Source organism: Pedobacter sp. N36a, from assembly GCF_014472395.1.
Classification (GTDB): domain Bacteria; phylum Bacteroidota; class Bacteroidia; order Sphingobacteriales; family Sphingobacteriaceae; genus Pedobacter.
This window is the reverse complement of sequence record NZ_JACSZW010000006.1, coordinates 136,204-155,073: the sequence shown is the minus strand read 5'-3', so window position 1 is coordinate 155,073 and position 18,870 is coordinate 136,204. Positions and strand designations below refer to the sequence as shown.

The 18,870-nt window shown below is 40.1% G+C and carries 14 protein-coding genes, 1 tRNA gene and 1 pseudogene; 6 read left to right on the top strand and 10 right to left on the bottom strand.

What is annotated here, in order from left to right; translation table 11 throughout:
- Positions 1 to 3: 3 nt before the first annotated feature.
- On the bottom strand, positions 4 to 3,279 hold the full coding sequence (locus tag H9X96_RS13690) for a SusC/RagA family TonB-linked outer membrane protein (RefSeq protein ID WP_222943905.1): 3,276 nt from the start codon (positions 3,277 to 3,279) through the stop codon (positions 4 to 6).
- 313 nt (positions 3,280 to 3,592) lie between these two features.
- Positions 3,593 to 4,579 carry a FecR family protein gene (locus H9X96_RS13685; RefSeq protein ID WP_187666833.1) on the bottom strand — a complete coding sequence of 329 codons (987 nt, stop codon included), beginning with the start codon at positions 4,577 to 4,579 and terminating at the stop codon, positions 3,593 to 3,595.
- Positions 4,580 to 4,712: 133 nt separating this feature from the next.
- Between H9X96_RS13685 and H9X96_RS13680 the strand changes: the two genes are divergently transcribed.
- Positions 4,713 to 5,303: an RNA polymerase sigma-70 factor gene (locus tag H9X96_RS13680; RefSeq protein WP_187666832.1), complete on the top strand. Its 591-nt coding sequence runs from the start codon at positions 4,713 to 4,715 to the stop codon at positions 5,301 to 5,303.
- A 45-nt stretch (positions 5,304 to 5,348) separates the two neighbouring features.
- Here H9X96_RS13680 and H9X96_RS13675 read toward each other — a convergent pair whose 3' ends face one another.
- Complete coding sequence (locus H9X96_RS13675) at positions 5,349 to 5,822, bottom strand: 3'-5' exonuclease (RefSeq protein WP_062547533.1); 474 nt, start codon at positions 5,820 to 5,822, stop codon at positions 5,349 to 5,351.
- Positions 5,823 to 5,989: 167 nt separating this feature from the next.
- Between H9X96_RS13675 and H9X96_RS13670 the strand changes: the two genes are divergently transcribed.
- Complete coding sequence (locus tag H9X96_RS13670; RefSeq protein ID WP_187666831.1) at positions 5,990 to 6,763, top strand: DUF4846 domain-containing protein; 774 nt, start codon at positions 5,990 to 5,992, stop codon at positions 6,761 to 6,763.
- Positions 6,764 to 6,928: 165 nt separating this feature from the next.
- On the opposite strand, the gene H9X96_RS13665 is transcribed toward H9X96_RS13670, so the two are convergent.
- Entirely contained in the window at positions 6,929 to 10,132 is a 3,204-nt protein-coding gene (locus H9X96_RS13665) for a TonB-dependent receptor (RefSeq protein ID WP_187666830.1), read from the bottom strand.
- A gap of 136 nt (positions 10,133 to 10,268) precedes the next feature.
- Here H9X96_RS13665 and H9X96_RS13660 point away from each other — a divergent pair, with 136 nt between their 5' ends.
- Complete coding sequence (locus tag H9X96_RS13660; RefSeq protein WP_255431109.1) at positions 10,269 to 10,748, top strand: DUF1801 domain-containing protein; 480 nt, start codon at positions 10,269 to 10,271, stop codon at positions 10,746 to 10,748.
- Positions 10,749 to 10,957: 209 nt separating this feature from the next.
- Here H9X96_RS13660 and H9X96_RS22920 read toward each other — a convergent pair whose 3' ends face one another.
- The 6 genes and pseudogenes from H9X96_RS22920 to H9X96_RS13630 all read right to left on the bottom strand — a co-directional run bounded on the left by H9X96_RS22920 (position 10,958) and on the right by H9X96_RS13630 (position 14,265).
- A complete protein-coding gene (locus H9X96_RS22920) occupies positions 10,958 to 11,131 on the bottom strand; it encodes an RICIN domain-containing protein (protein ID WP_370576741.1) in 174 nt (57 codons plus the stop codon).
- Positions 11,132 to 11,630: 499 nt separating this feature from the next.
- Complete coding sequence (locus tag H9X96_RS13650; protein WP_187666829.1) at positions 11,631 to 12,470, bottom strand: hypothetical protein; 840 nt, start codon at positions 12,468 to 12,470, stop codon at positions 11,631 to 11,633.
- Positions 12,471 to 12,557: 87 nt separating this feature from the next.
- Positions 12,558 to 12,631, bottom strand: a tRNA-Pro gene (locus tag H9X96_RS13645).
- Positions 12,632 to 13,266: 635 nt separating this feature from the next.
- A pseudogene (locus H9X96_RS13640) lies at positions 13,267 to 13,380 on the bottom strand (transposase); the annotation flags it as partial.
- Between the two features lie 88 nt (positions 13,381 to 13,468).
- The gene (locus H9X96_RS13635) at positions 13,469 to 13,744 is read right to left on the bottom strand and encodes a hypothetical protein (protein ID WP_187666828.1); all 276 of its coding nucleotides are present in this window, start codon (positions 13,742 to 13,744) and stop codon (positions 13,469 to 13,471) included.
- A gap of 32 nt (positions 13,745 to 13,776) precedes the next feature.
- Entirely contained in the window at positions 13,777 to 14,265 is a 489-nt protein-coding gene (locus H9X96_RS13630; protein ID WP_187666827.1) for a CHRD domain-containing protein, read from the bottom strand.
- Positions 14,266 to 14,597: 332 nt separating this feature from the next.
- On the opposite strand from H9X96_RS13630, the gene H9X96_RS13625 reads away from it, so the two are divergent.
- From H9X96_RS13625 to H9X96_RS13615, 3 genes are all read left to right on the top strand, one after another.
- The gene (locus H9X96_RS13625) at positions 14,598 to 15,179 is read left to right on the top strand and encodes an RNA polymerase sigma factor (RefSeq protein ID WP_187666826.1); all 582 of its coding nucleotides are present in this window, start codon (positions 14,598 to 14,600) and stop codon (positions 15,177 to 15,179) included.
- 64 nt (positions 15,180 to 15,243) lie between these two features.
- Entirely contained in the window at positions 15,244 to 16,245 is a 1,002-nt protein-coding gene (locus H9X96_RS13620) for a FecR family protein (protein WP_187666825.1), read from the top strand.
- A 169-nt stretch (positions 16,246 to 16,414) separates the two neighbouring features.
- Positions 16,415 to 18,868: a carboxypeptidase-like regulatory domain-containing protein gene (locus H9X96_RS13615; RefSeq protein ID WP_187666824.1), complete on the top strand. Its 2,454-nt coding sequence runs from the start codon at positions 16,415 to 16,417 to the stop codon at positions 18,866 to 18,868.
- The last annotated feature ends 2 nt before the right edge of the window (positions 18,869 to 18,870 follow it).

The window sequence follows — 18,870 nt, the reverse complement described above, 5'->3', positions numbered from 1 at the left end:
TCTTTAAAATTGTAATTTCACACTGAAGCCTACGTTTCTCAGGCTAGGCTGCATGAAGTAATCGTAGCCTTGAAAATAGGTACCTGTTGAGGCGGTTACTTCAGGATCAAATGGTGCTTTATTATAGATCATCCATAGATTTCTGCCGACTACAGAAACATTCATTTTCATGACATTATTAAACCATTTTCCAGGCAATGTATAGCCGATTCTGGCCTCTTGCAAACGTACATTCGTGGCGCTGTATACATAGTGAGAAAGCACACCGCCGGTACCAATTGCTTCGTACCATTTCTGTGCATCTACATTGCCATTGTTTACCGGAATACCGCCATTATCTCTTCCAATTGCTGTGGCTTCGGAAACTCCAAATCCATCAAGGATGGCTTGAGTAGGTGAAACCACCACACCGCCTAAACGGGCAGAGAACATGAAACCAAATTCTACTCCTTTATAAGTGAAGTCATTTCGCCAGCTCATATTGCTTTTTGGCAATACACTGCCTACTTTTTGAATGACATTGTTTTCGATCACTAGTCCACCAGTTGCTGGATCCACCCAGTAATTCCCTTCCTGATCACGTTTCAATGCAGTTTTAGTGTACATATCACCTATTGTTCCGCCTTCTTTCAGAATGATTTCGCTGGAAAGTATTCCACCTTTACCGATCTGCTCGGTATCTACAATATTCCCCAATGGATCTACCAACCCTTTGTCGAATAATTTGATGATTTTATTCTCATTGAAGCCCAGCAAATAAGTAGAGGTCCATTTCAAATCACCAAAAGTATTGTTAACGCCTAAAGCCAGTTCCAATCCTCTGTTTTGAACATCTCCAGTCTGGATATACCAGGAAGAATAGCCGGAAGAGGCCGAAATAGGCATATTAAAGGTCTGTTTTGTGGTATTAGAATGGTAATACGTCAGGTCCAGATTGATTTTATTCCCAAGGAATTTACTGTTTAAACCAAACTCCCATGAGTTCGTTCTTTCCGGATATAGTTTATCAATTGGCATGTGGGTATTTGTGATCCACTTTCCTGTAGATTCATCTTTTTTATAGGTTGGAGAGGCGATATATGCTGGAATTCCAGAGCCTACAGAAGCCCATGAGGCACGGACTTTCAGGTAAGAGATGGCGGCAGGGAGTTTTAACATCTCCGAGATTACGCCCGACAACCCAACTGATGGGTAGAAGAAATTATCATCTGGCATTCCAGAAAGTGTAGAATCCCAGTCGTTCCTGCCTGTTACGGTTAGGTACAACTGATTTTTCCAGCCCAATTCGCCACTGGCGAAAGCAGAAACGGTCATTTTATTATTTAAACCCAGTTCATCATAACCTCTGGCATCGCGACCGGCAACATCAATATTATTGCTGGAGAAGAAGTTTGGAACATCTTTCAAGGGTCCTTGAAAACCGAAAACATCCAGTCTGTTGCGGTTTAGAGATCCACCCACATTCGCGGAAATACTCCAATCGTTGATCTGCTTGTTTATATTTACAATCACATCGGTATACAGCTGATTGTCCCTATCATTCTGCTTTAAGTAAAACCCTTTCGGCCCTGCAAACAGTCCGCTTGTGGAGGCATAGTATTGTTTGGTATACGTATTTACCGAATTGTCTAGACGCACACGGCTGCCTATTTTCAGCCAATCCAGAATCTGGTAATTTAAACCGGCAGTGAGCATATACCTGTCTTTTTTATTTCCATAGAGGTTGCGGTTGGCCACCCAGTAAGGATTTTGCATATCCAAACCATTAGCACCATATTGCCAGGATTGCACCATGATATTTCGTCCTTCATCGAAACGTTCATACTGACGGATCGCATCAAAGCTTTCTCCCCTTGGGAAGGTATAAACAGCGGTTAAGGGGTTAAAATATTTCCCTTGAGCCATCATATTCTGATCGTTCTGGATGATATAGCTGGCACCCACATCAAGGGTCATCTTGTCGTCCAGGAAGTTGGTTGTATTTCTAAAAGTAAAATTATAGCGCTTATATTTATTGTTTAAGATGATTCCCGCGGCATCAGTTGAAGCTGCAGATAAATAAGTTTGATTCCTTTCATTCCCAACGGATAGCGATGCTGAGTTCTGAATATTGGTACCTGTGTTAAAAAAGTCCTTGGGGTCGAAGGTAGATGGAACCTCCAGTTTATCTCCCCAGCTGGAGTAAGAACCCGGTTTATTGCCATAAGTATTTTGAAACTTAGGCATTACAAAGGGATTCATGAAAGTGGTGCTGTTGGAAATATCCACTTTTGGCTTGCCTACTTTTCCTGCTTTAGTAGTGATCAGAATGGCACCATTTGCGGCATTACTGCCATAAAGCGCTGCTGCTGCTGCACCAGTCAGCACCGTTACACTTTCAATATCTTCAGGATTCAGATCGGATATACCTTCGCCTCGTGGCTGCATGGCATACTCCCCTTCTGTAGCGCCGTTATTGGTATTTGAAATCGGGATACCATCAATCACATACAGCGCATTGTTGCTGCCATTAATGGATTTAGGGCCCCTCATCACCACTCTTGTTGCACCGCCAATACCTGAAGAAGAGGCGTTGATTGTTGCTCCGGCAATTTTACCTGATAGTCCGTTTATAAAATTCGGGTCTTTGATGTCCGTGATTTCAGCAGATTTGATTTCTTGCAAATTATAACTCAATGCTTTTTGCGAGCGTTTGATACCTAGGGCCGTCACGACTACATCATCCAGTAGATTCGAATCTTCCAGCAAGGTGATATTTAAAGGTTTGTCGTTTTGGATCGTAATCCGTTGTTTGGCAAAGCCGATGTAACTGATTTCTATCACTTCTCCTTTGGAAACGCTAAGCTGAAAGCTGCCGTCACTACTTGTTGAAACGCCTTTCCTACTATCTAATGGCATAATTGACACGCCAATTAAGGGCTCTCCCTTGTTATCGGTCACCTTACCTTTGATCGGGAATTTTTCTTGTGCGGATGGCTCAGCATCTTTTTTAATAGAGAGCACCACATATTTATCTTCCATCAGGTAAGCGATATTGGTTCCTTTAAACAGTTTGTCGAGCACTGTGGAGACCTTTTCATTGCTCGCTTTAATCGAAACTTTACGGGCAGTATTTACATCTTTATTGTTAAAAACCACGGAGAGTGCGGTTTGCTTCTTGATTTCGTTTAATACCTTCTCCAGGGGGACGTCTGCAAAGTTTAAATTCAAGGTATTGTTTTGTGCATTAGCGTTTAAAGTAACTGAGCATATAAACAATAGCATTAAAAATAACTGCAAAAACCTATGCTTTATAAGTTGATTCATTTTTTCTTGTTTGGTTAGTTTGAAAATTGAGATTAGGGCTTGGATGGCGGAATTTAATTTTAAATTCTTTGCCAGAAACAATCCGCCCATGGTTAAGGAGCATTATTCAGATTCATACAATATTTGGTTAGGTTAATACTTGGCGTATTTGATGGTAATACAAGTCAGCCGGTAGGGTTACTAAACCGAAAGCCAAATAATTATTAAATACTTTAGAAAAGCAGCTCAGGAAACTGTGCGCATCAAAGGGGAATGCCAAAAGAAAAAGGTTCTGGGGATTAGACTGTCAATCAAAAAGGCGGATATTACGTCCATCCTGCTGATATTTAAGCTGATTGGTGAGCGACAGGATTTTTAATATTTGGGCAATATCATCATCTGTTTCAAATTCGCAGGTAAAGCGTTTATTTTCCAATGCGGTATTTTGAAAGGAGAACCGAACATCAAAATGTTTTTCTAAAGCGCGGGTAATCTCTAAAAGCGTAGAATTCTTAAAATTAAGCTTCCCATCGATCCATAAAAGAATATCCTCAGGTCTGATGCTTTTAGTCAATTCTGACTGGAGTGTTTTTGTATTTACGGCGATCTCCTGTCCAGGTTTCAGGATAAACTCCTGACTTTCTTCCGCCTGATCAAATATCCCCACTTTAATGGAGCCAGTTAATAAACTAGTCACCACCCGCTCCTCATCCTTGCGGGACCGGATGTTAAACTTAGTACCCAGCACAGTCGTGTTCACATGGTTTGTGCGGACTACAAATGGCCTGTATTTATCGGGGGCGACTTCAAAATAAGCTTCTCCGCTCAGCTCTAATCCTCGGCTAAATCCAAAAAAAGAAGACTGAAAATTGATGTAAGTGGAAGAATTGAGCCATACTTTGGTCCCATCGGGCAATAGCACTTGTGCACGTTCCCCTTTGCCGGTTAAGAAAGTATAGTTAGATTGATAACTGAAAGACGCGCGAAATAATATTCCCGCAAAAAGAATCCCTATGATAAAAGCCGCGGCAACAGCAGCATACTTTCTCCAGAAAGGAGGTTTCTTGTCCAGCTTTAAATTTTTATGTTGGAGATCAGATTTGAACCTGGCTAATGCTCCTTCTACATCTACCTTTTCGGCAGCTTTTAGACGGTCACCTAAAAAAGTCACGTAATACAATTGCTCAAGAACTTTTAAATTTCCAGCATCAGCTTCCGTCCAGGTTTCTACTTCCTGACTTTCTGCCTTGCTCGTTTCTCCTTTAAGATAACTCAATAATACCGTTTCTTCCATTATTTATCTGATGCTGCTAGATGTAATACAGTTCTCGAACCAAATATACTAAATTAGGAAAGCCAAAAATATGGAAGCACCTGGAATTGTTTGTTCAAAGTTTTAGTTATGTTTGCCAACAAAACTATAGGAAATGGGACAATTCTCCCAAGGATTTGATATTGAAGACAACAATGGGATTATAATTGCTTTGAATCAGGGCAATGAAGATGCCTTCGATTATGTTTACAGGTATTATTTCAGAAGTCTATATACCTTTTGCACTCAATATGTCCTCCCGGCCGAAGCAGAAGAAATTGTGCAGGACACGATGATGTGGCTATGGGAAAACCGAACTGCTTTACTCGTCAATCTAAAGTTAAAATCACTGCTTTTTACCATTGTTAAAAATAGAGCACTGAACAAAATATCGCATCATAAAGTAAAAAGCAAGGTACATCAGCAGATCATTGATAAATTTGAGGAGGAGTTCTCCTCCCCCGATTTATACTTGTACAGTGAGCTTTTTGTCATTTACACGAATGCAGTCAATAAATTACCTGAGGAATTCAGGAAAGCATTTGAGATGAACCGCAATCAGGACCTTAGCCATAAAGAAATCGCAGAAATGCTGAATGTTTCCGTTCAAACGGTAAATTACCGGATTTGTAAGGCACTAAAAATTTTGAGGGTGGAACTTCATGAATACATTGCATTACTTGCTTTTTTCCTGATCAAATTGTAGTAAGGCAAGCCGGAATCTCTCATTTATTAACCCAGCAGCACTTATTTATTTATTTAAGTGCATTTTATACAATTCCGCACAGGCCAGTGCATCGCTCAAAGCATCATGATGGTTCAGTGGAATCCGATATTCCTGACACAAAGCAGCTAACTTTTGCTTATAAATTTTATAGGTACACTGCTTATCATATACCGGCTGTGCGATCTGGTAATAATCCAGGGTCTGCGCCAGACAGCTGAAATCAAAAGCACCATTGTGCGCCACTACTGTTTGTCCATCAATAAATGAAGAAATTTCCCTCCATACTGCCGAAAAATTCGGAGATCTGCGCGTACGTTCAGGAGTGATCCCATGTACTTCAATATTCCTGTAGAAATAGATATTATCTGGCGGACAAACCAAACGGTTAATCGTTTCTTTAACGATTCCATTTTCAACGCGTACCAGGCCAACTTGACAAATACTCCAGCGTTTACCATGAGCAGTTTCAAAATCAATTGCTGTAAAATTGTGTTCCATAATTTGTTTTCTTAATGATCAGACGGAGTATTACTGATCCTAAAAGATTTCACGTCAAATATAGGCTCAATATTCATATCAGCATCGTTTCAACAAAAAATACCTTAACTTCCTTCCTCCAAACTGGATTTCGACCTTTATAAACCCATCAGCGATCTAATAAAAAAATGAAACTACTAGCGCTCTGTTCTATCATAACTTTTCTGTTGATACCCGCCTTTGCACAGCAAGTAGGAAATATCCCCGGTCCGGCAAATTTCAAGCGCTTGAAATCTGGATCTGGTTCATTCCCTTACTGGCTGCAACATTTAAAGCTTAAGAAAGACCATACCGTATACCTTTATAATGGCCAGAAAAAGCGGAATCTGCAAGCCCAATATGCGGTGTTAGAAATCAGCATTGGAAAAAAAGACTTACTGCAATGTGCCGATGCGGTGATCCGCCTTTACGCAGAATGGCAATATGCAAACAAGCAATATGCAAAAATCATGTTCCTGACCGCGGATGATACACCTATGGATTATGCTTCCTGGCGAAAGGGTTACCGGTTTGTACCGCAAGGGGAAAAATTGAAGAAGGTAAAATCCAAAGGTGTTTCTGATCAGCGGGCTGATTTTGATGACTACCTGCAAACCGTGTTTACCTATGCTGGTACCTTATCCTTAAGCAAGCAGCTGAAACGGGTTAGCTCAGCAGATGATATTCTTCCCGGGGATGTATTTCTGCAAGGAGGGTCGCCTGGTCATACGGTTATTGTAATGGATTTAGCGATAAGTAATGCCGGGGAGCGACGTTTCCTGCTAGCGCAAAGCTATATGCCTGCTCAAAATATTCATATCCTCAGAAATCCTAGATCCCTTAGCCCTTGGTATAGCAATAAATTCCGAGGGGAACTGGTTACGCCAGAATGGGTTTTTAAGGCTGGCACCTGGTATCGCTGACCCTAATTTTTTTACCTGTCCTGCATTTAAATTCAATACCAGGATTGATTTCTATATATAGAAAAAGGGTCCAGAATTTAGACAATTCTGAACCCTTCTCCATTCTAGGGGCGTTTTAATGATTCCGCCTATTTCTTTTTCAATTTTGGCATATCCAATCTCTTATTAAAACCCATATCTCAAACCAATTTGAAACTGGTATGGATTACCTGAAGGATTCACAATACCTGTATTATTCACTTTATAATTGAATGATTGTGTTACGGAATCGTAGTTTGGAATTGCAGGGATTGCTGGAGTTGTAGGCGTAGCTTTTACCTCTGCTTTTCCGTTTAAAGCATACAATGACTGATTACCCATCGACTCATTTACACCCCATTTTTTGTTCAATAAGTTGGCGAAGTTGAAGATATCACAGGAAACATCGATCGCATGTGTTTTATATATTTTAAACTTCTTGCTTACTCTAACATCTACTACACCAAAGAATTCATTGATCCCACCATTACGCTGGGCAATTTTACCTGAGTATTCCAGGATATAATCTTTTAAGCTTTGGCTGGCCAGCGGGTTATCTAATATCGCTTGCAGACCTGCACGAACATTCTGAGGAACAGCCTGGTTATTTCTATCGAAAATATAAGCTAAATCGTTGCTAGGTACAAAGTCTCCATTGTTGTTCACTCCAGATAAAAGGCTGTAACGTGTACCACCAATTCCAGAATAACGAACACCAACAGTTACTCCGTAGAATGTTGGCAATGTACCATAAATCACCACTTTACTTCTGAACTGACCATCAGAATAAGTCATATGCCTTAAATCTCTCGGATCATCTTTTACTGGCAGTGATAAAGTGGCAGAGTTTGCTACGTTACCATTGTAAGAAGTATTGTCTTTTGCATCGTTCCAGGTATAACTCGCAGAGATTTCACCATCTTTGAAGTATTTCCATGTGGCATCCAGCACTACTGCAAACTGGTTTACTTTACCTTCGCTATTTAGTTCGAGTACACGGCCAAATTTATTGCTGATACGGCCTTCTTTCCAGTCTGGAGAACCATTACTTGGCATTTGAGGAACAAACACACCACGGTTATCTTCATTAGCTAAGGTAAAGAATGGTTTTGCCACTATGTTTCTGTCTACGTACATATAGTTGTGGCGACCTAAACTTGCATAACCGGTGATTCCAACTTTTAACCTATCGCTAATCAATTTACTGTAGGATAAGTTGGCTTTATAGACTATAGGTATTTTTGCATCTGGCCCATAGGTATTGATCGTTGGCAACTGTAATGATGCTAATGTTGGTGCGGTAGCCGTACCGTTTCTGTACCCGATAAAGTCTGGTTTAGGCACATTGTTATTGATCACATCTACCGTTGCTAAATGCTTTCCATCAAAAGTTAAGTTATTAATAGTGACATAATTGTTGACATCTGACCCGAATATACCTGCTCCGAAACGTAAGAAATCCGTTCTATTTTCATTGATATCCCAGTTGAATTGAACTCTTGGCTGAATTAAAAACTGTTTCAGTTTATTATCGGTTCTTACGCCTACTTCCTGCAGCAAAGTTTCGTTGAGTGGTGATGTTGGGTAAGAACTGTAATCCAAACGCAGACCGCCTACAAATTCCAGTCCGCGGGCCAATTTAGTTTGCATCTGTCCATACACCGCGGTATTCCAGATTCCGGCTTTCACTGTTGGATCTGCCACTAAAGGTACTTCACGATAATACCTGTTTGGAAGCAGGTTATCAAAATTCTCCAATGAGGTACCAGCATCATTATTGGTATATTCGAATCTTCCGTTTACTTCACTTCCATAAAGTGATTTTGCATGGGTATACATGAGGTCAACACCAAATGTATATTTTACTTTATCTGTATTGTAGTACAAGTTATCTACCAGTTGGAAAACATTATTGGTAAAACCTTCTTGTCCAAAACGGTGGCCACCAATTTGTATGGCTGTACTCGCGCTTGAACCGTCCGATAGTTTAGAAGGAATATTACCCACTACTGCTCTTGGAATAGCAAAGCCAAGCTCATCGTTTTGTGTACTCGCCTGATAAGTGTATAAATGCTGTACTTTCAATTCGTTGGTCAATTTGCTGCTGATCGTAGAACGTAAAGTAGCCAATAAGCTGTTGTCTACGTTTTTATCATTACCATAACTCTCGTAAAAGTTGATGGCTGTATTATCTGCTAAACCTAATGGATTTCTGTCGTTGGTATAGTTATCACGAACAGTTAACAGGTTTTTCTCATTGATCTGCCAGTCTAGACGGGCAAATGCGGCATCAGAACCACGGGTTCTGTCGAATGTACCATATTGAGGTGTATTTGCAACGCCATATTTTGAACGTGCAATACTTAAGAATTTATCCAAAGTAGCATCGGTAATTTTAAACCTCATCTCATCTGCCAGGCCGTTAATGTCTGCAATAATTAATGGACGGGAATCTTTCTGATGATCCAATCCTACAAAATAGTGCAGCTTATCTTTAATAATTGGTCCGCCTAAAGTAAAGCCATACTGGTAAGTAGAGAAATCGTTGTTACGTTTCACGCCTCTGATGTCATAAGGACTCGATAACCAGTCTGCTCTTCCATACATGAACGCGCTGCCGGAAACCGTATTCGTACCAGATTTGGTAACTGCAGTCACCGTACCACCGCCTGCTCTGCCTAAAGTCACATCGTATTGATTGGTTACAACCTTAAATTCGCGAACGGCTTCCATGGAAATGGAGTAAGGTGCACCACTGCGGCTGGTGGTACTTCCCGATGAGGTCGGGTTTTTAGCACTCATCCCATCAATTGTAAAATTGGTAGAAGAAGCCAGTTGTCCGGCAATCCCGTTCCCACGACTTAAGGGAGAAAGGTCCATTAAGTTAGAGAAGTTACGACCGTTTACAGGCAATTGGTTCATCGTTTTAGCAGAGATTTCTGTCGATGCCCCGAAATTTTGAACCTTGTTTTTCAGGCCTGAAGCCACTACTTCCACACCCTTCAAATCTTGGGAGGATTCATGCATTTCTATAGAAACTCTTGCCGCATCACCAAAGTTTAAAGCAGCAAGCGTTCTTGTTTGTTCTGCAAAGCCCATAAAAGTAGCCGTAATTGAATACGGACCACCTAAAGGAAGCTCCTGAAAAGTATATTCTCCTTTAGCATTTGTAGAGGTCCTGCTGCTGAAACCTGTGGAGGCGTTCTTCACCTGCACCGAAGCACCAGGAATTGGCTTCTTCTGTTGATCCGTAACCGTCCCAAAAATGGAGGCTTGTGTGGTCTGTGCAAAAAGGGAATGTTGCGCACAAAAACACAGTAATAATACTGTAAATAGTAGTTTTCTTACCATAATATATTTAAGATTTTTTATGGTACGAAGATGTTGCTAGCGTATTAATTGAACTTTGATTCTAAATGAATAAATAGTTATGAAATGTTGGTTTTGCGGGCTAATGTTAAAATAAGAAACGCTTTGGAATAAAACATTGAATAAAAATGCGTCGATCAAAGCAGGGCTGATTGCCTGCACTTATTGTCGTAAATTACCTCACAATAAATACTTTCAATATAGTATTTTAGTATTACAGCAAAATCCATCTATGTTAACAGAACTTCAAAACTACTACCTGAATCAAAAAGAGCCGAACAAAAGTTGTCTGCTTGCTTTACGAAGTATTATTCTTGAGCAGGACCATGAAGTTACCGAAACACGGAAATATGGAATGCCCTGCTTCTGTTACAAAAAGAAAATGTTTTGCTATTTATGGATCGATAAAAAAACGGAAGAACCTTATCTCCTGATGGTAGAAGGAAAACACCTGGACCATCCCAAACTGGAAAAGGGTGAGCGTTCCCGGATGAAGATTTTCCGGGTTAATCCAATCAAAGATTTGCCCGTAAAAACGATCAAAAGCATTTTGCAAACTGCACTAGATCTTTACCGGAATGGAATAATAGCAGCCTAGATGATCTCTAGGCTGCTTATAACATATTAAAGGTTCTCGATTTACTGCGCTGCCAACTTGAATTTTTGAACATTCGAAATGTTTGAAGTGTTGATCTGTATTTTTGTGCCGTTTGCCGTTGACCCTCAGTTTACATCCAGAGATTTATTAGAACCGACCAGTGATTTTATATTTAAATAGCCCCCTCCTGCACTTTCAATAGTCCATTTCTAAGAATTCCCATTCTTGAAAGTATATACCTGCACCTTCGTTCCGTCTACACTTGAACCCGCATATACATCCAATACCTTTGTCGTGTCTGCTACTGATTTGAATACATAAGCACTACCCACTTTCCTGGCAAGGAACTTTTGATTGTTCGAAGTTGGGCTAAGGCTTTTGATAAAATTAACTTATCCTGGACAATAAGATCCAGACGTTAACTTTTAAACGATTTTAACCAAGTCAACTCTGCGGTTTTCGGCTTTATTTTTTTCCGAATCATTTGCTACCACAATAAGCAGTTTAGCTATGAATATGGCCCTAAGCGTGGGATTGAATTCTTAGTTACCGCAGTAAGCAGCAAGGACAGCAGAAGCCAGAATCGTCATCATCATCCTCATAGTTAGCTAGGGAGAAATTTTCAGTTAAAGGCGGCATCCTCCTATCCCCTGCCAGCTGTTCATTAACAATTTCCTCTTTCGGATTAGCATTAGTTGCAGAACTTGGTAGAAGATTTAGGTTGTTCATAATTTCAGTTCTATTCCTCTCAAAGATAGATATGTAGATGGTAAAGGTTATTCAAACCGTCCAAATAAGCATAAACAACTTTTTAAACACACCCAATAAGGACATCATGCTGTTAAGCACTTATTTTAGCAGGCATCAAAGAAAATTATTCTATTAAAGAATTGGATGCAGAAACATTTTGCCATCCACAGTTATCCAACTGAAATAATTGTATGGCCATTCTTTTGTTTTATGATTGACCATTTTAGAAAGTTGCGGGTCGTCTATTGGTTCGACATGGACTTTACCACTAGGATAATGGCATTGGTATAACTGGTGATCTGTTGTAAAGGCTATAGTTTGCTCATCTGGTGACAATGCCGCAAATTCCCCCCGGATTCTGTCTTTTCCTGGCCGGGTTATTTCATAAGCTTTACCAGTTCCCTGATTAAAAATATAGTCATGATCTACCATTAATAAGTTAGGACCAATTTTCAGCATATCACGGTTTTCGCATTGTCTGTCGCCCTCAATAACCGTAGGTCTATCTATACTATAAACCTTTAAACCCAACTTTTGGGCAGTGATTAAATAAAACCTATTCCCTATACTATATGGACCAGAAATGCGCGCAATAAAGCTTGTTTTGGTAGGATTAATATAGGTAACGTCATAAAAGTCGTATTGTGAACGCTCCCGAGAAGGGTAAGCTGATGATTCGGAATTATCGGGGGAAGCCACCTGCGGATCTATCCTGATGACGGTATTATGGTAAAGCACTTCATTCCACTCCTCGAATTGGTCAGATCCGAATAGCCCCCCTACCCATTTTTGTTCCTTACTTTTTAAATGCCGCTCTGAAAATATAGGTTGCTTACTATTTGGGAGTTCATTTAAATTAACGTTTATATCAAAAAGTGCAGCTTGATACACTTTTTCATGCTTACAGGATGAAAATACAATCAAGGATAAACAGAGTATAAGCTTATATTGAAAATGAATATTAGTCATCATCTTACTAAGGTAACTATAGTAAAACGAAAAAGCCCTCTAACTGTAATAGTTAGAGGGCTTTTAATAGAATTTAATTTCTATGTTGTGTCGGGGTGGCAGGATTCGAACCTACGACCTCCTGCTCCCAAAGCAGGCGCGATACCGGGCTACGCTACACCCCGAACTGGTATCAGTTTTTTTACTGGCCATTAATAAAACTACTTATCCAAGTAATTTGTGTCGTTATGGCAGAAGAATTTTCTAACCATTTCTTGCATGATTTGAAAAAGTTAGCTTCGATATAATGAGTTATTAATTATTCGTTTTTTTAACTGCCGCAAATGTACATTATTTTATGTAACATTAAAACAAATAAATCGAGTAACCACCTAACAAACTGTTTCTCAACCCAATATTTTATCGCTAAATTACGTATAATAACATTTATTCCGAAAAGGAGCTCCCCTTCTAACTGAACTCAAAAAAATATTAATGATTTGAAGAAATCGCAGGGATTACTGAGTTGGCAACTCAAGAACCCTTATTAGAGATTTTACATTAAAATATAAGCGGACCTGGAAAAAGAAAAAGGATAAAAAATAGCTTATAGGGTGAAATTTGACCGATAAAAGTTTCATCCATTTACTAAAAAATTCAATTCATATGATGCAATGCAGTGTCTAGTGGGGCGCTAGCTTTATCCTTTCAAATCCTCTTAATACCGACTCATACTTAGTTACGCTATTGACTACATCGCTATCGGCGAACAAGTAATTATTTATGCCCAGAGCGATAGGCCTAATTTCATTGCTATTACATCGGCTTCAAAAGGTAGTAACGTTTGGTTGGGATCACCTTCAAAGCGCTCACGTTTCTGTCCAAACTGCATACGCTTGTATATGGCGAGCTGAGATTCAAAATAAATTATCTTCTTATCACAACTAGAAATAACCTTTAGAAGGTCCTGTCTTTTACTAAAAACCGGTTTGACGAATGTTCATCAAACCGGTTTGTTATTGCTAATTTTTCTTAACGGGTTTCTGATCTTTCGGCTTAAATTGCGCGCCATCATGAACTGGTTTGGCAGGTGTTTTAGCACCTTGTTTTGCCGTTTCTTTTTTAATCGAATCTACATTTGCTGGTTTTTGGCCAGGTTTGGACTTAGACGGCTTCACCTGAGATGCTCCAGATGCCGGCTTAGTCTGCGCAATGGCGCCTATTCCTGTAGTCATTACTGCGCAAAATACAATTGCGATGGCGGTGCTTTTTAAAGCAGATTTGATTTTTGATTTCATTTTTTTTAGTTAGATTAATTATTATTAAGTTGTTATTTTTGGGTAACGAGTAGTTTGCCTCTTATTTCACCCGTAGGGAAGTTGTCTGAGGTCACATTAATGAACATTTTTTCCTCAAGTAAAGCTTTCTCGCCATTGGCGTTAAGGACAAGCCTACCTGTCAATGGGGAGGCATATTTAGTGCCTTGTTTCGGGATCGAGGCTACGAACGAAGCTAACTCCGTTTGGCTACCAAGACTGATGTTGACCGGTTTTGTTCCGGTAAACTGAACATTATACGTAAGCGTCTTGTTAGTGCGCGAATAGGAAGCAGACAGCGTACCAGTAGCAGTTGATGTAGAACCAGCAGTCGAGCCGTTCAATTGCGAGGTGACATTAAAATCTTGGGGCGGTTGTATTTTCCTCTTTTGAGGATTATTTTTTTTACAGGAAACCGCCATTACCATCACCAGAAAGGCCAGGGCAAATAAGGAAACAGATTTATAGATGGTATGGGATTTTGAATGATTGGATGTTCTCATAATTTGATTTTAAATAAATTTTCTTTCTGATTAAGCCTAACTTTAAAAATGTCGGGACTGCGCAGCCCATTTTGCTATTAGGACACCTGTTGAGTTTAAAAGTCCCATTGACCTAATGAACCGGACCGGGTTGGTCCTTTTAAATTTATCTGAACTGCTAGGCATCCTTGTGCTGGCCATAAAAATTTATTATTTTCACAATAGGACTAAGTATCCAATCCGTTGTCATTACATCAGGCAGTCAAAACCTGCCTGTGTTCAGTGTGTTTTTCGGTCCCGCCAATTGCGGGACCAAAAAACAGACTAAATTTTAATGCCTTATTCAATTATGTATGACAGGTCATGATGCCGAACTCATTCGTGGAATTTGCCAAAGAGACAGACAGAGCTTTGAAAATTTTTATAAACTTTATTATCGAAAATTATATATGTTAGCGTATCAGTATGTGCGCAATCAGGAACAGGCCGAGGAAATTGTTCATGACATCTTCCTCAAGTTTTGGGACGGAGCCCTTGAGCTCAACATCAAGCAGTCCCTGGGCTCCTATCTTTCCAGATCTGTAATTAACACTGCGCTAAACACCTTAAAAAAAGAGAAACGAATGGCTGTTCATGTTGAAAAATATACAGCTGGTTTCGATGAATCTGAGGAAATCAGCGATGATGCCACCATATTGGAAAACAAATTGCTATGCCTTGAAGCGGCTATTAAAACCCTTCCACCACAATGTAAAAAGGTGCTGATGATGAGCAAATTCGAAAAATGCAAACAACAGGAAATAGCAGACACGTTAAATATTTCGATCAAGACGGTTAAAAATCACCTGACCATTGGCTATGAGCGGATCAGGAATTTAATGTCAGGGGAAGAGTTGCTGTTATTTATCTTTGTCTATTTAAATTGCTTCTATTAGGACTAATTTATTACGGAAGTGTCTGTTAAATAGGCTAGTATAACACATTAAATTAAGGATCAAAATGGAAGAAAATAATACCCCGAACACCACCCTTTATCAGCTGATCTTCGATGAGCAGAGCGGGACGATCTCGCCCCATGACAAAATGATTCTGGAATCCTGGAAAGCGAGCGCTAAAGAAAATTCAGGAATTTATGATGAAATAGCAGGAATCTCCAGGGATATCGAGCTACTGGGCGTAAGACAAGGGCTTGACCCGGAAAAATCCTGGAAGGAGTTTAGCCAGTCTGTTTTTGCCCGGGAGGACGCTAAAAGTCATAAAATACTTAAAGTGAGAAAGATCAACTATTTCCAATGGGGGGCTGCGGCCGCAGCGATACTAATTATTGGTTTGCTCCTGACTGCAAATCTGGACAGATGGAGCGATACCATTCATTTCCAGACCGGAAAAAATGAGCGCAGACAGTTAATGCTGCCAGACGGAAGTGAAATTATCATGAACCAGAATACCTCCCTGCATTACAATAAGGAAGATTTTGCCCATTCGAGAAATATTGAATTTACCAAAGGAGAAGCATACTTTAAAATCATACATGATAAAAACAGACCATTTTTAATTAAAACCGATGAACTGGATGTCATTGACCTGGGTACTAGTTTTAATCTGAGTGTCGGACAGCAGCAGATTATGGTGGTTGTTAACAGTGGCAAAGTTGCCATGAAGCACAAATCAGATAAAAAGATAATCTTATCTGAACAGGATAAGGGTACATTTGACAAGTCCACAAAAGCAATGGTGCAAAACAAAAATGACAACATCAACTATAAGGCTTGGTATGATAAGACACTATACTACCAGCAGACACCGCTCGACGAAGTTTCAAAGGACCTGGAGCAAGTGTTTGGAACTAAGATCATTTTTGAAGATGATTCTTTAAGGGAGCGAAGACTAAATGGCTTTTTTAAGGATAAATCAGCAGATGAAATAATGCAGATTATCGGCACTTCACTGAGCTTAAAAGTAATCAAAAGAAATGGCAATTTTATCCTGACCAGCCAATAAACTTCTCGCTTAGACAACAATATATGCCGAATATGCACCATATTTGTAGATGACTTTTCTCAGGACAAAGAAACGTAACATCCTGTCGGCCAAAAAATCACTGGTATTGCTCTGTTTTTTATTAACCGGAGCAAATGCGTTTGGACAACAGGATATGCTGAACAAAAGAATGAGCATCCATTTTGCGGACATTTCCCTGCTTACGGCCCTGAACTTGCTGATCACGGGTCATTCACTGCCCCTATCGTTCGATCCGGGAATAATTACTGCGGAAAAAAAGATAAACGGGTACTTTACCAACAAACCTGTTTCTACAATTCTCAATACGCTACTTTCGGGAACAGGTCTTTCCTATAAGCTTCTTTTTGGAGTAATCATTATTACCCAACCTGATAAATTCAATGTCAGTTTAAATGGTAGAGTTGTGGATGCTGAAAGTGGTGAAGATCTTATCGGGGCCTCTGTGTATATACCAGCGCTTGAACAAGGTGTTAGCACCAACAATTACGGATTTTATTCACTTACTATTACAAATGGTGTATATGAGGTGCAAATCACCCATATTGGATATGCCCCCTTGAAACTCACACTATCGTTAAAATCACATGATCAGACATTTGTCATCCGTATGAACAGGCAAATTAAGGAGTTGCAAGAAATACAAGTTAGTCAATCACCTACGCAGGATTCCCTGAAATCTCTTAACGTCGGAAAAACGCTGAACTGGGAAATGGCCCGGCAGAGGCCCTATCTAAAAGGCGAAAGCGATGTAATTAAGGCACTACAAATGGAAAATGGGATTGTTCCGTTGACCGAAGGAAGCAGTCAAATGTTTATCCGGGGCGGCAATAAAGACCAGAACCTGATCATTCTGGACGAGGCAATCATATACAATCCAGGACACCTTTTTGGGCTGACATCTGTTTTTAATCCGGACGCATTAAAAAATTTACAAATTTATACAGATGCTATACCTGCTAACTTTGGTGGCCGCCTTTCTTCAGTTATTGATGTACGTACAGCAGATGGGGACGATAAACAGTTTCATGTAAAAGGCGGAATCAGCCTGTTGACGGCCAGGGTTTCGCTGGAAGGACCAATCATTAAAGAAAAAAGCTCGTTTCTTTTTTCGGCGCGCCGGAGCCTGGCTAACCTCCTAAGCAAGGATCTTGAACTATTTGATCTCCGTCCCTCCTATTATGACCTCAATTTCAAAGCGAACCGAAGAATTGGAACAAGCGATCGGATATTCTTTTCTGTATATAAGGGCCGGGACAAGGTGAGGTCCGCCAACGGATATCTCAATACATGGGGTAACCAGACTGCAACAATCCGCTGGAACCACCTTTTTAATCCTAAACTTTTTTCCAATTTATCGCTGATATACAGCAACTACAAAAATGAGCTCAGTATCAATGCGGATTCTTCTTATGGTACCGATAAATGGTTAACAGGTATCAGGGATGCGACGTTTAAGGGTGATTTTACTTATTACCCCAACCCTCAGCATCAAGTCCAGTATGGTTTTAGCAGTATTCTTCATCTGTTCATTCCCGGAGAAAGTAAAAACGACTTTTACAATGACATTTCAAGGGCACGGGCCGGCGAGTATGCACTCTATTTTTCCCACAAGTTATTTGTTAGCAAACGGGTCTCGTTGCAATACGGGCTCAGAACCAGTCTTTTCCATAATACATCAGTGCCTGGGAGCTATGATCTTGATGACACCTTCAGTCCAGTAATCATAAAAGATGGATCGAAGACCTTCTTTCGGCTTGAACCCCGATTAACATTACAATACCTGCCCAAAGCCCTTGGTCAGCTTCAATTAAATTATGCACGGAATTACCAGTACCTGCAACTGGTGCAAAATGATGAACTTGCTTTTAGTTCATTGGAAAGCTGGATCCCCGCGGGCATTAACCTACTGCCTCAGAGATCAGATTTTTATTCATTGAAATATAAAGACCGCTCTTTTGCCGGAACCTATTCCATAGATTTATATTACAAAACAATGCGGCATCAGTTGGAATTGGTTGATAATGCCCAGCTCATTTCCAATCCATTTGTAGAAAGTCAGCTCAGGCCAGGCCAGTCAAACGCTTATGGACTGGAGATTTCCCTATACAAGGATATCAATCGATTTAAAGGAACATTAATGTATGCCTTTTCAAAGGTTTACCGCACCATAAACGAGATCAATGAAGGAAAAAAATATCCTGCTGGCTATGATATTCCGCATTCGGTAAAAGTAAATATGAGCTACAACATCGCTCAGGATCTTTCCGTAAACTCATTCTTCACCTACAGTACTGGTCGACCTGTTATGATTCCAATTGGATACTTTGACCAGAAAGGTCTGAAAATACCGATTTACGGAGAAAAAAATGCTTCCAGAATGCCTGCGTACCACAGGCTGGATCTTACACTTCAATGGTCCCCGACTTCCCTTGTACGACAGAAGAACTGGTCGCATACCTTCAGTGTGGGATTGTTTAATATTTACAATCACAAAAATATCCTGTTTTACAGAATCAGCCAAGAGCCTACTCAGGAAGTAAATTTCGACCAGCAGTCTTTTTCAGGAAGAACGCTGGGATTATCCTATAATTTCAAGTTTTAACC